The organism is Poriferisphaera corsica (assembly GCF_007747445.1).
Lineage (GTDB): Bacteria > Planctomycetota > Phycisphaerae > Phycisphaerales > Phycisphaeraceae > Poriferisphaera > Poriferisphaera corsica.
The window spans coordinates 4133037-4148068 of the sequence record NZ_CP036425.1; the positions used below are offsets into that span (position 1 = coordinate 4133037).

The following is a 15032-nucleotide window of genomic DNA, read 5'->3' on the forward strand; positions in this document are numbered from 1 at the left end:
ACAGATAATCACGCAAAACCCTCTAAACGAAAAAGACCCACATCATGCGGGTCTTTTTTGATATCAAGTTGTCCAACAATTTATTGCTCAAACGAAGCTTCGATAATTTGCCGTAGCAGTTTCTGCTCAAGAAATTCATCTTGGCCAAATGTCTCCCAGTAATTCGCCGGAATTCCGCGGCGTCTCAACTCTATCGGCACCTCATTCAACATCGCGAACACATCATCCACTAACCGACCATTCAAGTACCGCAATGTGTTGACCTGCCGTTGCAAATCAACTTTCACATACAAATAATAAACGTCATCTTTTAAATCCAAAATAGACTGCGGTACAGACAACTTCGGATTCGCAATCTGCCTGATCGTTTTTGGCGAAGCAAACCGCTCAGGAGCCATCAAACTCCCGTTTGGCCCACGTCGCACACCACCCTGCCCCTTTTCAACCTGCAAGCCAAGAGCATAAACACCACCCTTAGATGCATCCGAGTTCATCTGCCCATCAACCTCATCCGGAGTGATATCTTCGGGCAGCTTAAACTCCTCAACCGGCACAGGCCCCGGCTGGAAATCCAATTCATACACCGCATCATTCGCTTCCGGGAAAAGATCTTCTCGTCGGTTCGGCTGATACCGTGGCTGCTTCGCCAATTCAAACCTCAACAACTTGCCCGTCGTCACCCGCACCGTCACCACACGCTGTACCGCATCCAATGACGAAGCCCCAACCTGCTCCCATGTCGAGTTCACCCCTGTATACCACGGCTCAAGCAACGTCGGCGAAGCTTGCGGCTTCGTCGAGATAATCCCATAACGATAATTCTGTTCATCCAACTGGAACAGATCTTCTTCCAGCACCAACCGCGCCGCTTCATAAACCCGTTTATATTCCTTCGCATCAATCTCAAAAGGATTCGCCGACTTCTGTTCAAGCACCTGCGCACCGCTACACCCAAACATCCCCGCCACCACACCTACAATCATCATCAATGCAAAGCATCTTCTCATCTGGATCCATCCATTCAGTCACACTTCATCTAAGATCTCAAACATACACAGCACACTTCCAGAACGTATTCACTTGAAGTCACACGCCAATCACCTGCTGACCCGAGCTGAAAATCATCGCTCACATATAATCTGCATGTAACGACCTTTCGGCCAGCGCGATACACCTCATCTGATTACACACTAAAATCGTCAAAATCCGTGCTCTGCATCCATTCAAGTGTAACAGATCCCCCCCATCCTCGCCCCATATTTCACCACCCCCTGTTTCCCCTTAGCACTCGCTTACCCCGCCGTCCGAACGGCTTCCGCCTTCTCCTCGAACGATTTCTCATAACTTGCGGTATTCGCCAACTCCGGCCGAATCCCCTCTCTTCTCGCCTCATACATCGCATGCACCACCGACAACATAATCACCCCCGCACCACCCGCCAATGCCCATCGCAGCGACCCATGCGCAACCATCAGCATCCCCACCAGCGGCGCGACCAGCCGCAACACACCATTCATCGCCGTCTGCAACGACATATATCGGCTCGTATCCGCCCCAGGCGACGCAAACTGATGAATCCCCGTCTGCCACCACAGCACATACGACCCGCCCATCGCACTCCCACGCAGCATCCGCGCCATCACCACCAACCCCAATGCAACGCCACCATCACCCGGCAACAATATCGCCACTCCCAGCAACACCGCATCCATTCCCCACAACAACCGAATACACGACCAACCCTTCCATACATTCACCTTATCTAACCACGCGCCCATCGGCGCCACCACTACACACTGCACACACGCCGGCAACACATGCAAAAACATCGCCGCCATCAAATACCCCATCCCCAAATGCCCCGTCAGCACCTTCGGCACCCACGACACATACAACAAACCGCCAAATCCAAACATCATGCATCCCAGCAAATAGCGGTGCAACCGTTTATCTCGACCAATCGTCCGCCACGGCGTCACCCCCTCACCTTCATCGCGCACCACTTCACGCTCACCTCGCCCATCCCGCGGCACACCAATCTTCCAAAACATCAACAAACTCAACACCACCATCCCAACACCCACCCACAACAACACATCAATCGCACCCAACACATCACCCCCATTTTTCGTCACCACATCCAAAACCCACGCACTGCCAAACACACTCCCTACAAACACCACCGACGTCACCGCCCTGATCCGCCCCATCAACGTACTACGCACTTCCGCCGGATAGCACTCACGTACAATCGCCGTCACCGCCGGCCGCGTCATCAATTCAAACACCATCGCCACACCCAATAGCGACAAAAACACCAACGACTGATCCGTCAACGTCATCATCCCCACACACACTGCATAGATCAGCCCCGGCACCACAACAAACGGCTTCTTTCGCCGCCTCGCCATCAACCAACCAATCCACAAGCTCGCAAACATCCCCACACTCGACAGCGCCAAATTCACTCCCAATTTCCAAGGCTCAGCCGCCATCGACTTCAGCGCCATCACCGGCGCATTCGCCATAATCCCATCCGTCACCGCCATCGCGACCGCCCATCCCATTTGCCATCGATACCGCCCCACCACTTCCCTACTAAGCCCCAGCCCCTTCAATCGGAAATCAAACGCACGCGTAACCGATCCAATCACTTCACCGCTCCCATCTGCATTTCCTCAAAAAACGCATCCACTCCCATCCACCTCACACCCATCTCACGCAACTTCTCTTTCGTCTCCCGCATCGATTCCTCCGTACTCCGCGGCGACGGCAACGTCACATCCTCCAACACCACAACCTCCTGCCCCAATCTCACCAAACCCTCAGCCGTCACCCGCAAACAAATATCAAACGACGCACCCATCACCACCCAACACTTCGCATCAATCCGCTCGATCAATCGAGCCAAACCCTGATGGTGTGCAAACGCATCAAAATACCGCTTCGAAATCTTCTCATCCCGGCAACCCTCGCACGGCCTACCCACCACAAATCGCCTCCCACCAACCCATTCATCAACCCGTTCCGCGCTTACCCCCATCGGCATGTGACATAAATCCCCACCTTCTTGTATAACCTCCCCATCCTCACACGCTTGCATCGTCGTCAAACACGTCGTCACCAACTCCGCAGCACCCACCTTCTCCGCCCAATCCAATACCCGCCCCAACCCTCTCTCAATCACCTTCGCTTTACCCATCAGTTCCAAAGCCAACTCGCCCCCCTCACGCTCAACCAGCCGCCGCGTATCAACATCAAACACCGCATACCCACTCCCCCCCAACCGTTCACTCAACCCGTCAATACTCATGGCAAATCCTCGTCATACGGATGGAACTGCTCATTGGTCGTCTGATCCTCATCAAGATCAATATCACCAATCGAATGCTCTTTTAACATCTCATATTGAATACTGTGGTTATATGACCATACCTCATCAATATAAGGCGTCTGCTTCGCAACATGCCCATCGGCAAACGCGATATTCCCAGCCCCTTGATGCCGACCATGAAATGACGGATACCCTTCCGATGGACTATTCACCCATGCCGTTGCCTCAATCTCATCCTCGGTTGTATTCTTGACAAACCGACCCGCATCACCAAACAGCACCAACTCCGTAGGCCTTTTAATCATCACCACTCTCGACCGCTCAGGAACACGCAACATATCCTCAGGCTCACCCGCTACAAGGTTGTACCCAATCCCAAGTGCCCCAAATTTCTCCTCCCAGTTATCCTCCCATGCAGGACACGCCCGAATATCACTGTTCGGCATCGTCCCATACAAAAAACCCTCCTCAGGCTTGAAATCATCTGTATTCCGATACCACGTCCCACACCACATCTTATAAGCACTCGTCGTACTCGCCGCACTGTAATCACGCCCCGGCAAAACCTGCCCATCGTGATCTACCGCATACACATTCCACACCACCAGATACTGTCGTAAGTTCGACGCACATTGTATCCCCTTCGCCGTCTGCCTCGCCGCACTCAGCGCCGGCAACAAAATCCCAATCAGCAGCGCAATAATCGAGATCACAACTAAAAGTTCTATTAACGTAAAACCTAATCGGCAAATACCATGCTCTGCCTGATCCTCTGCCTTCATTGTCATAACCTGACTCCCAGAAAATATCCTCAACGATCACCGAATATACACGTGCATATTCATTCCCGAACTCAACATCACCAAACCAACAACCTACCTCTCCCATTAACAACAGGCAGGCTCGATATCAATACTTGTCATATTGAACAGCAGTACTTGAAACTCACTCTCAATATAATAATCCCATGTTTATATTGCGAGTGATTTCTATTTATGCACACCCTGATCCTTATCCCCCTCACCCCACTGCGCGCATAAACTCCCCTCTCACCTAATAGACAGACGGAGCCATTGGCCAATCGTTTCATAATGACTCGCCTAATTATCAGTTAGACTCAACAAACACTTTCAAACCCAGTACCTCTCCATCGCCGTACTCGCCACAGCATACGGTGCACCTAAAAAGCGTTTTTCACATAACGACCTACTGGTCAACGCTGAAGGTATTAACGCAAAACGCTCTAATTGAAATTCAAACCAAATGCGCGGCTACCCAGCTTCTTCTTTATCAATCCTTCATGCCGCAACACCTCATCCTTTGTCGCACTCGGCTCAAGCACACGTAAAATCGTAAACTGAAAATGATTACACGCCTCTTTATCTTCTTTCAATAACGCTTTCAATCCCTTATTTCCTCTACTTCCATTCTTCGCATACGACCGCCATCTTCCCCAAATCCCTCCTACCCCGTACGCACACCCAACATACTGCTCACCCGTCCGTTTATCTAAAATCAAATACACCCCAGCTATCGACGACAACATCCGATGCCATTCACGATTCGCGTTCGGATGCTTTACCAAATCCACCAACTCATCGTACTGCAACACAAAATCATAATGCCCAGGAAAATCCATCACATATCCCCGCGGCAAAATCTCACTCACCTCCTTGTTCCCTGCCCGATCTAGCCGCTGCGCCCAGCTACGCGTCCCTTCCCAACACACCACCAATCGCTCCTTCAGTTGTTCAAACCCACCCACTTCACGCGTCTTATATCGATACCCACCATCCGATTTATCCCTGCCACCCAAAACCTCCCAGACACCAACAAACCGAGCATATTTCCCCCGTTCAGCAATAAAACCAACAAAATGCTTCACACCCTTAAAAATATCCCCTCTCTGCACATCCTGATATTCATGGAACTGTCCCTCTCGATACAACTGCCACAAATCCTCACCATTTGTTCGATGTCGCAGCACCCGCACCGCTTTCAAATCATCAAACATCTCAAACTGCTTCAAAGCCAAAAGCTTCACAATTGACCTCCCAGCATCATAAAATGTCTTTATTGTAGGGCGTTTTGCGGGGTTATTCATGTGCAGACCAATGAGTCGGCTACATGAAACCAAGGTATTTAATCGATCCTTCCCTGCTATTATGCATTGGCAAGATCAATACGTATTCACACAAACAACTCGATCCCCTCACTGCTGTTATGCGTTAACAAGTCTACGCGTATTTATGCAAACGACTCTAGACCCAAAAGTACAAATCAAATACACGAACGCGCACCATACCGCCTACCCATTTTAGCTAGACAGATATCATCATACTTTTTCTAATCAATCTAACGATTAGTTAGTTGTACAGACTGGAATGGCCACACAACATCTGTATTATTCAAAATTTCTTTCAAACTCCACCATCAAATTACCTAACCGCATCGCATTCGATCCCTTGAGCAAAATCGTCTGCCCCGCCGCAATCCCCCTCGCAACAACCGCAACCCCCGGATTCTTCGGCCACTCAGGATACAAATGCACTTTGTGACGCAGCCCCGCCTCCTCTTTCAATCCAGCCGCCGCCTCACACATCCGCGGCCCGACAAAAACCGCAACCGTCAACACTCCGCGCTGCAGCATATCACCCACCCGCGCCGCCGCCGCATCATGCTCCGCCGCCTCATGCTCACCTAATTCCAGCATGTCGCCCAGCACCACCGTGCACGGCTGCTTCACAGATGTCTTCACCCCACTCGCATAACTCCCTGCCCCGCTCAGCAACGTATTCCCATCATCCAAATCATCGGATGAATGGATCGCACCCACGACCTCATACCCTTCATCACCCCCGGTCGCCAAACCTTCCAGCACATCCAACGCCGCCCGCAATGAATCCGGGTTCGCGTTGTAAGCATCGTGAATCACAGTCGTTAAAGTCTCTTCAAAAACGCGTGGCTCAAGCCGACCCGGAGTCGGCGTAATGGCCAAAAACCCAAGATTCAGCTGAATGTCATCCACACCCATCCATTTCGCAACCGCGATCGCGGCCAACAGATTCACCGCATTGTGATACCCAATCAGCGGCACATTAATCGGGCCAAGCAATTTTTGACCTGGGAGCATCACATCAAAACTCATGCCGTCTGCGTATTGAACAAAACGCTCAATGTGCAGGGATGCGTCGGATGTCTGATCGCCGACACTGCCGCCACCATAGGTGATGCGGTGATGATTGCGGGGCGGGCTCGCGTACGGCGCAATGCGTTTCGCGGCTTCACGTTCTAACACAATGACACCACCCGGTTTAAGATGCGCAAGCAGTGATGCTTCTTCTTTGGCAACCCCATTAAGGTTGCCGAAAAATTCTAAATGCTCACGGCCGATGCTTGTTAAAACGATTGCGTCCGGCTCGATCAAGCGGCCGAGCACATCAACTTCCCCCGGATGATTCGTCCCGACTTCAACAACCGTGAAATCGTGTTCGGGCAATGCTGCGAGCAACGTCAGCGGTACGCCGATGTGGTTGTTAAATGACTTAGGTGATTGTGTACCAACGAGTTGGTGCAATCGCCAAAGGTCGGGGCGTTCTTCATCTACTGCAGGTGTGTTGTGTTTCGGTGGTGTCACCTCACCTGTGTTGGCGGGTGAGCGGTCGAGCGAGACCATGCGGCCGTGCATGAGCGTGTGGATGAGATGACGGGTCGACGTTTTACCATTCGAACCCGCGACTGCGATAATTTTATTGTTACAGTCGCAGAGTACATCCCGCCAGGCACGGGCCAATTCTTGCAGCGCAAGTAATGTATTTTCAACGATTAAGATGCCGATGTGATGGCCGTGATTTTTGGGAGAATCCGATTCTTCGACAGCGAAACTTGGAAATTGATAGAGTACAGAACTGTCTGATTCAGGCTGCTTAATCTGGGGCTGATCGCTATCAGCGCCAACTGAAAAAGAATGAGGCTGCGGTGTAAATGGCTCAGATGGTGCGATCTCGTCTGCGGGGGATGCGATCGCATCGCTGCTGACAAAATCTTCTAAATGGCTAACATCACTTGTGTTATCGACAATTAGAAGTGACGCACCGGCATCGATAGCTTGCTGGAGGAAGGCGTGGCCGTCATGGTTTTCGCCTTTGAGCGCGAGATAAGCCTGTCCAGGTTGAAGAGTGCGCGTGTCGATAGAAAGCCCGCGGATCTGTGTGGTGGGGTTTGAGGGACGGCGCAACCATTTGCCTTGAGTAACCATGGCAAGGTTGGGGAGCGACCAGAAAACTTCGCCTGCGCGCTGAGGGTTCATGTATCCAACTTCCTCTATCTCTATAACTGTCGACAGCTAAATATTTTAACACAAGTCCCCACCCATGTAATTGGCAGCGATTGTCGGGTTGAGTCGGTGCTCATGTGCCGATGCTGTACCCTCTAATAGAGGTTTCGCAGAACCTTGTTCATTGTAAGTGAAGGTAAATGCGATAGGGCGGCCGCAACTTGTTTTTTATCGGCTTATAGGGGACTGATTCTAGAGTCTGCACGGCATGTGTTTAGGGCGAAAGTGCATTCATATGACGGGTTACTGCGACTGTGTTGCTGCGGCGCGTCGGGTTTAGGCGCACAAAAACGTAAAACTACAGACTTTCCTGTAGGTGTTTTGGGTCGGTTTTGGCTCAAAACAGATGCGCTTTTGTGAGTTTGGGTCAGTAATAGGCGAGAAATGATAAGAAACGCGCGAGCGAGAATTGGCTATTTTCGCGTTTGTGCGCGCCCCCTAAATTATTTTGTGTTTGGTATGGAATTTGCAATGCGGAGCTTGAGAAGCATGAGAAGCATGAGTCAATCGCGATGCGATCCAATCAAATTTCCATTCAACATACGAACGAGAACACTGACGGCAAGATTGAAAAGTATGCCTAATAGAACCCAGAAGAAAATAAGTAAGGGCAACAGTGAGATGATTGCAGCATAGTTATTAGTCATGTCAACGAGCCACTTGGCAATCGATTCGCACAGATTATTAATAGGCGTTTTGATTAGCAAACGGGCACTACTTGATGGTGCTGAGAGATACGCCAGCATCTGAAAAAGAGAGAAGAGTAATCCAGTCAAAAATCCGGGCCAATAAAAGCGTTTATATCGAATCAATTGGCCTAGCATATTCATATCCACAAAAATCTGTTTTAATCAGATATATGGTTGCGGCATCGATTGTATTTGTTTTTGAAGTAAACACAAAGCAGCCCGCGGGGTTGACTGTCGCGGGCTGCTGCTCTAGGGATTCTCAGTTTTAGTATTAATATTTATTAATGACTAACTAATGGTTCGTTAGTGACTGTGACATTGTGTTTATTTTTTTGGCACATCGTATTTAATTCGCGTTTACGTTGAGAAAGCAACATGCATGTCAATGCTTATTGAATGATTGTGTCACACCCCGTCACCGCCGGTGGCGGGCTTGAAAGGATTGTTGCCAACGACGTGCGCACACATCCTTTGAATCGAAGTTAGACATTAACAGGTTTTGACCAGTCCCAATCTTTTTTGGGTAACTCATCAAGGGTAGTATGAGTGATGGCGTTGGTGTAGTTACTCATGAGTTTGACAGCTAAAGCGAGGACCACGTCGAGTAGGTTTTGGTTGGTGAAGCCTGCGTCGAGAAAGTTTTGGGTGGCTTTATCGCCGGCGTGGCCGCGATTGTCGAGGAGTGCGCGAGTCAGGGTGCGAAGGGCTTCGATTTGTTTGTCGTCAGTGGGTGTGTTATCGCGTAATGCGTTAATGATATTTTCTGGCATCTTTTCCTGAGCCATGAGGTAAGAATGCCAGGGGACGCAGTAATGACAGTTGTTTTCGAAGTTTGCGGTCATCATGACGACTTGTTGATGAAGCGGCGAGAGTGAGGATTTGGAGAGTAATTCCCAGATGGATTTGTAGCCTGCGAGGAGTTGAGGGGATTCGGCCATGACGGCGTGAAGGTTGGGGATGAAGCCATCGGGGAGCCAATCTTGGGAGTCGGCTGGGGCGGATTGTTTGGTGTGATATGTAAATTCAGGCATGATAAAAACTCCGTAAGCTGCCAGGAGGTTGGTAAGGTTACGATTGATCATGTTATGCATGTTCGCTACTGGATATGACAACCGGGTGAGTGGGGTGAAGTATTCCGTGGTTTATGTTGTATTTTTCGAGATTCATTTTGAGTGTTATGTAGGCGGGTCAAGATTTGGGTGTGATTAACGTTTAGGTTCCAAACACCCAGCCACCGGCGGTGGCTGGCTTGTGAGTGATTGGTGGCATTGGGGTTGTGTTTATGTTTTTGTGATGTGACTATCGCGGCAGGTCTGAGGATGTGCGCAAGAAAAAGCCGCGTGAAAAAGATCGACGCGGCTACTTGTGTTATTGGGGAATGGGATGACTATTTATTTTTGCGCGAGAGGAAGAGGAGCGATCCGAGGGAAAGGAGCGCGAATGAGGCGGGTTCGGGGATGAGGGTAATGGTGCCAGTGCTGGTGGTGCCGTCAAAGGTCACTTCGATGCGTTTGAAGTCGATCTCGAACGCTGAGCCGTCGGCGAGGTTGCCGGAGAGGATGCCGGTGGTTGGGGCAATGTCGCCGAGTGATATTGCGACGCCGTCTATCTTAAAGTTAGACCCATCGAGTGTGATGGATGAGATGAAGTCGGTTGAGAGGAACGCGTCGTTGCTGATGCCGATGGTTCCGCCTGAGATGGTGATTGATGCACCTTGGAAAGCAACGATTTCTCTGGAAATTGATCCGCCGTAGATGAATGCGGTAGAGTCTTGGCCGGCTTCGAAATCTTCGCCGACGGTGCCACCGAACATGCTGAAGAGGCTGTCGCCGCGGACGTTAACATCGTCGGCAACGACGCCGCCGGTGAGGTTGAAGGTTGCGAAATCATGGCTGTAGAGGTCGTCTTCGACGATGCCGCCATTCATGGTGATGGTACTGTCATCCCAGGCATCGACGTCTTGCTCGATGGTTCCGCCGTTGATGATGATGGTGGAGTTGCCAACGGCGAGTACACTGGTGTCAACGCCTTGAGGGCTGTCATCGCCGATGACGGCACCGGCATCGATAGTGAGGTGTGTGGGGCCGTTCGGGGCATTGGTATCGTTATCGACGACGATGGATTCGGTGGTGGTGGTGTTGAAGGTATGGATTCCGCCGTCTTCGTAGACGATGGTCGCAAAGGTTGATGTGGTACAGGTTAAGGCAGCGCATAGCGATGCCACGGAAATGGTTGAACGTTTCATCTTTTCTCCTCGTACGTGAAACCGGCTTGATCGCAATTGATCATGAAAGGGCTGGTCTCGTGAATCTGTGCACAGTTTAACGGATGATTTGGGATATCATTGCAAGAAAGGTAAAAAAAATAATGCGTATGAGGGATGTAAAAATGGGCAAAATCAAATGAAATTGCCTGAAAGTATGCTGGCGCAAAAGGTTATCGCAGGTGAATGGGATCATTCGGGTGCTGAATCGTAGAAACGTGTGGCCCAATTTTTCAGTGCATTTTTCGCGTATTCACGGTCATCGAAGTGGATTTTGACGGTGCCTTTGGGTGCAGGTGTGGCGGTTTTGAGGAGATCGGGATCGGTGACGTCTTGAGTGCGAAGGATCTGATAAGTCTCGTGACCCTTACCGGCGATGAGGACGACGTCTTCGGGATTGGCGAGGAGGATGGCTTTGTGGATGGCTTTGGCGCGATCGGGTTCGATGATGCCTCCGCCCTCTCCTATTGCAGTTTCTGATGTGAAGGCTTGAATACGGTCTTCGATGGGGGCTTTGGGGCTTAGTTGTGGGATTGGTATGCCGGGGATGACGTCTTCGATGATGGCGATAGGGTCTTCGGTGCGCGGGTTGTCGGATGTGATGACGACGATGTCTGAGTATTCGGAGGCAACTGAGGCCATGCGTGGACGTTTGGTTTTGTCACGGTCGCCGCCGCAGCCGAAGACGGTGATGACGCGGCCGAGGGCGAGTGGGCGAACGGCGAGAAGTGCGTTTTCGAGTGAGTCGTCAGTATGAGAGTAGTCGACGAGAACTGTGGGGTATGGGAGCTCGGTGGGGAGTTCGGTGGGGTCTTCGGGCTGAGCAGTGAAGGGGTCTAGTGCGAGGTGAGCGGGGTTGAATTCGAGTGCGGCGAGGTCGTATTGGGAGGGATTGATGAAGACTTGTTCGAGTCGCCCGGGGATGCCGGGGGTTGATTCGAGAGCGCGACGGATTTGTCTGGGTTTGGTTTTGCCGGGCAGGTTGAGGACGTGAAGGGCGGCGAGGGCTTGGATGGCGTTGAGCGCGTTGTGGCGACCAATGAGCGGGAGTCGGGCTGAGGTTGAACCCCATGGGCCGGTGTAACGGGCGGATGATCCGTCGATGGAGAGTGAGGTGATGTTGACGTGGCAGACCTGGTGGTGGGTGTGGGGCGCGGTTTGAAAATCGGGGTTTGTCGTGGTTAGAAGCTGTTTGGCTGTGCAGGACTGGGCCATGCGGCGGGCGAAAGTGTCGTCGGCGTTGATGATGGCCCATGCGTTATCGGAAAGTGATTCGAAGAGAATGGCTTTTGCGGCGGCGTATGAGTTCATATCGGGGTGGAAGTCGAGATGATCGCCGGAAAGGTTGGTGAAGATGGCGGCATCAAACTGGAGGTTGTGGGTACGGCGTTGATGGAGAGCGTGTGAGGAGACTTCCATGATGGCATGTGTGCAGTTGTTGTCGACCATCTGAGCAAGGATTCGGTGAAGCTCGATTGAGCCGGGGGTGGTGAGTTCGGTGGGCTGGATACCGGAGCCGGTGTCGATGTGAACGGTGCCAATGAGGCCTGTTTTGTGGTTGAAGGATTGGAGGAGGTGTTGGGTGATGAAGGCGGTTGTGGTTTTGCCGTTGGTGCCGGTGATGCCGAGGAGTTTGAGTTTTGAAGCGGGGTGATCGAAGAAGTTGTCGGCGAGCTGGCCGACGAAAGCTTGGTCGATTTTGGTGTTGGGTGGTGTGGTGAGGAGGGTGATGGATGATGGGATGGCGGGGCGGCCGATGGGCTCGGTGAGATGGGAGTCGTAGGTTGGGATGTCTTGATCGTGGACGTCGATGATGGCGATGGCGCCGAGAAGGACGGCGTCTTGGATGAAAGATCGGGCGTAGCCGGAGGGGTTGCCGATAATGGAGGCGCCATCGTGTACCCATGAGCGGACGATGAAGAGTGAGCCGGGGGTGACTTGGCGGGAATCGTCTGTGATGTTTGTAATAGGAAGATCGAGTGAACCTTGGATGAGAGTCAGGTCGATGTCGGCAATGATGTCACGGAGTTGTTTGGTCATGGTGGGCATCTGTGGTGTGATAATAGGCGTCCGAGGCGGGCTCGCGATGTTACGGGCTTATAGAGTTATCGTGCAGATGCGTGTTTGACGGCCAATTGGGGGGGTAAGGTCTGGATATAAAGTGAGCGACGATCTGGAGGTCGATCGTCGCCCGTACTCGTACTGATTGAATCATGTAGGGGGGAGGTTTGTCCGGCGTCTTGGCTGTGAGTTATTCAGGGAAAGAATGGAAATCGGTCATTGAGGGGTCGTAGACGATTTCGGCGGTCCTGATTTCGAGAGAGCCGAGGTCGTTTTGCCCTTCGAGTTTGATGACGTTGGTGCCTTCCTGGAGGGTGATCGAATCCCAGATGAAGCGGAAGTCTTTAGAGGTTTTTGTGCCAAGGGATTTGCCGTTAACGATGAGGTTGACGGAGTTGCAGTTGGAGTAGACCTTGATGGGGATCTGCTTGGCGGGTGCTGGGGTGTATTCTTTTTGAGTGAGGTGCAAGACTGGCTCATCGCTCCAGTTGGCTTTGTACCAGAAGTATGCGTCTTTTTTGGTGGAGCGATCGTGGGTGACGAGTCCCTTGTCGTTGATGCCGGGCTGCTCGCCCTCTTTGCGGCCATCGACGGCGAAGTCGAACATGTTCCAGACGAATGTACCCCAGATTTTTTCGCGTTTCTGGAAGTCAAGCCAGTAGTACTCGTGCATGAGGCTTTGATATTCCATGGGGTGGATGGGGCCGCCGGCGGATCGCATGGCGGGGTCGTATTCGAAGTGTTGTGTGTTAGCTCCTCCGCCGTATTCGCTGACGGAGTAGTAGCGATCGTAACTTTTCTCGAAATTACGCATGTGGCTGGTGATGCCTTTGTAAACACCTTTTTTACCGTGCTGTTTGCTTGAGCCATACCAACCGTCATAAACGTTGACGCCGATAGTGTCGGTGTTGTTATGGAAGGCTGATTTCATCATTTCGCCGGCGAAGAGTGCTTGTGCGGAGAAGCGTGTTTCGTCGAGTTTTTCGATTTCTCTGCCGAGCGCTTCGAGGGTTGGCATGGTGTTTTTGTTCTTGCCGCGAAGTGTGAGTTCGTTGGCGATGCTCCAGCAGACGATGGATGGGTGGTTGTAGTTTTGGTAGACCATTTCGCGGAGCTGCTGAACGGCGTTGTCGGTGTACTCTTGGGTTGTGCCGACTTTGTTGACTTGTGGGAGTTCGGCCCAGACGAGGAAACCGCGTTCATCCATGAGACGGTATGTGTTTCGAGCGTGTGGGTAGTGAGCGGCGCGGATGCCGTTGGCGCCCATTTCCTGAATGATGTCGAGGTCGAGGTTCCGCATTTCATCGGTGACGGCGGGGCCGACATCTTTACGGTGCTGGTGGTAGCAGATGCCGTTGATGCGTGTTTTTTTGTTATTGATGAAGAGACCACGTTTTGGGTCGAATTTAACGGAGCGGATGCCGAAGGATTCGGTTTGCGTATCGAGAACCTGCTTGGTTTTCGCATCAAGGATTTCGACCTTGGCGGTGTAGAGGTATGGGTTTTGAAAGCCATCCCAGATTTCAGGTGTCTTAACGCTGAGCGTGCGGTTGGACGGTTTAACGGTTTTCGGATTGAGTTGGATTGATGATTGCGATTGAGCGACTTGGTTGTTGTCGGCGTCAAAGACTGTGGCTTGGAGGATGACATTTTGTGATTTGGAGGTTGTGTTGTTGAGGCGGGCCTGCACGCGAACGGCGGCTTTGGATTTTGTGATTGATGGGGTGGTGATGAAAACGCCGGTGGAGCCGAAGAATGTCTGCTCGATGTGGATGGGGTTACGGACGAGCAGTTCGACTTCGCGGTAGATGCCGCCGTACATGGTGAAGTCGGCGGAGATGGGGCCGATGAGTTCGGAGTATGAGTTGTCTACTTTGACAGCAAGTAGGTTCTGGCCGTTGAAGTTGATTGAGTCAGTGATGTCGTAGGAGAAGGCTGAGTAGCCGCCACGGTGTTCACCGATGTGCTTGCCGTTGATGTAGACGTTGGCCACTTGATTGGCGGCGTTGAACTTGAGGATGAGGCGTTGGCCGACCATGTCTTTGGTGATGGGCAGATCGTAGCGATACCAGCTGACGCCACGGAAGTAATCGTCGCCGCCGTCTTGGCCGTCGAGGCCGTTCCATGTGTGGGGGATTGAGACGGTTTGCCATTTTGAGTCGTCGAATTTGGGATTCGAGGCATTGTCCTCTGCATGGTTTTTGAGGAAACGCCAACCTTCGGAAAGTGTCATGGCGTGTTGCTGTGGTGCTGCGGCGGTCACAGATGCGATGCAACACAGAGCGGAGAAGAGAAACAGGCCAAGTAAGTTAATTGATTTCATATTTGAATGATCTCGTTATTTCACAG

General features: G+C 51.7%; 11 protein-coding genes. All 11 read right to left on the minus strand.

Going from position 1 to position 15032, the window contains the following annotated elements; translation table 11 throughout:
- Positions 1 to 80 precede the first annotated feature (80 nt).
- Positions 81 to 1007 carry a hypothetical protein gene (locus KS4_RS16765; protein WP_145080931.1) on the minus strand — a complete coding sequence of 309 codons (927 nt, stop codon included), beginning with the start codon at positions 1005 to 1007 and terminating at the stop codon, positions 81 to 83.
- A gap of 285 nt (positions 1008 to 1292) precedes the next feature.
- Positions 1293 to 2654 carry an MFS transporter gene (locus KS4_RS16770; RefSeq protein WP_145080937.1) on the minus strand — a complete coding sequence of 454 codons (1362 nt, stop codon included), beginning with the start codon at positions 2652 to 2654 and terminating at the stop codon, positions 1293 to 1295.
- Entirely contained in the window at positions 2651 to 3313 is a 663-nt protein-coding gene (locus KS4_RS16775) for a cysteine hydrolase family protein (protein WP_145080940.1), read from the minus strand. The genes KS4_RS16770 and KS4_RS16775 overlap by 4 nt, the downstream gene beginning before the upstream one ends.
- The gene (locus tag KS4_RS16780; protein ID WP_145080942.1) at positions 3310 to 4122 is read right to left on the minus strand and encodes a prepilin-type N-terminal cleavage/methylation domain-containing protein; all 813 of its coding nucleotides are present in this window, start codon (positions 4120 to 4122) and stop codon (positions 3310 to 3312) included. The genes KS4_RS16775 and KS4_RS16780 overlap by 4 nt, the downstream gene beginning before the upstream one ends.
- A gap of 455 nt (positions 4123 to 4577) precedes the next feature.
- Complete coding sequence (locus tag KS4_RS16785; RefSeq protein ID WP_145080945.1) at positions 4578 to 5378, minus strand: GIY-YIG nuclease family protein; 801 nt, start codon at positions 5376 to 5378, stop codon at positions 4578 to 4580.
- 360 nt (positions 5379 to 5738) lie between these two features.
- A complete protein-coding gene (locus KS4_RS16790; protein WP_145080948.1) occupies positions 5739 to 7643 on the minus strand; it encodes a UDP-N-acetylmuramoyl-tripeptide--D-alanyl-D-alanine ligase in 1905 nt (634 codons plus the stop codon).
- Positions 7644 to 8173: 530 nt separating this feature from the next.
- Positions 8174 to 8494: a hypothetical protein gene (locus tag KS4_RS16795; protein WP_145080951.1), complete on the minus strand. Its 321-nt coding sequence runs from the start codon at positions 8492 to 8494 to the stop codon at positions 8174 to 8176.
- Positions 8495 to 8841: 347 nt separating this feature from the next.
- Entirely contained in the window at positions 8842 to 9390 is a 549-nt protein-coding gene (locus KS4_RS16800) for a carboxymuconolactone decarboxylase family protein (RefSeq protein ID WP_200761383.1), read from the minus strand.
- Positions 9391 to 9746: 356 nt separating this feature from the next.
- Entirely contained in the window at positions 9747 to 10604 is an 858-nt protein-coding gene (locus tag KS4_RS16805) for a PEP-CTERM sorting domain-containing protein (RefSeq protein ID WP_145080954.1), read from the minus strand.
- Positions 10605 to 10814: 210 nt separating this feature from the next.
- Positions 10815 to 12662 (minus strand): Mur ligase family protein, encoded by a 1848-nt coding sequence (locus tag KS4_RS17785; RefSeq protein ID WP_200761384.1) that lies wholly within the window; start codon positions 12660 to 12662, stop codon positions 10815 to 10817.
- 211 nt (positions 12663 to 12873) lie between these two features.
- Entirely contained in the window at positions 12874 to 15006 is a 2133-nt protein-coding gene (locus tag KS4_RS16815) for a glycoside hydrolase family 2 protein (protein ID WP_145080957.1), read from the minus strand.
- Positions 15007 to 15032 lie beyond the last annotated feature (26 nt).

Bases quoted from the DNA above. Each gene is read 5' to 3' on its own strand.
- KS4_RS16765 (WP_145080931.1), bottom strand. From the start codon at position 1,007: ATGAGAAGATGCTTTGCATTGATGATGATTGTAGGTGTGGTGGCGGGG.
- KS4_RS16775 (WP_145080940.1), bottom strand. From the start codon at position 3,313: ATGAGTATTGACGGGTTGAGTGAACGGTTGGGGGGGAGTGGGTATGCG.
- KS4_RS16780 (WP_145080942.1), bottom strand. From the start codon at position 4,122: ATGACAATGAAGGCAGAGGATCAGGCAGAGCATGGTATTTGCCGATTA.
- KS4_RS16790 (WP_145080948.1), bottom strand. From the start codon at position 7,643: ATGAACCCTCAGCGCGCAGGCGAAGTTTTCTGGTCGCTCCCCAACCTT.
- KS4_RS16795 (WP_145080951.1), bottom strand. From the start codon at position 8,494: ATGCTAGGCCAATTGATTCGATATAAACGCTTTTATTGGCCCGGATTT.
- KS4_RS16800 (WP_200761383.1), bottom strand. From the start codon at position 9,390: ATGCCTGAATTTACATATCACACCAAACAATCCGCCCCAGCCGACTCC.
- KS4_RS16805 (WP_145080954.1), bottom strand. From the start codon at position 10,604: ATGAAACGTTCAACCATTTCCGTGGCATCGCTATGCGCTGCCTTAACC.
- KS4_RS17785 (WP_200761384.1), bottom strand. From the start codon at position 12,662: ATGACCAAACAACTCCGTGACATCATTGCCGACATCGACCTGACTCTC.
- KS4_RS16815 (WP_145080957.1), bottom strand. From the start codon at position 15,006: ATGAAATCAATTAACTTACTTGGCCTGTTTCTCTTCTCCGCTCTGTGT.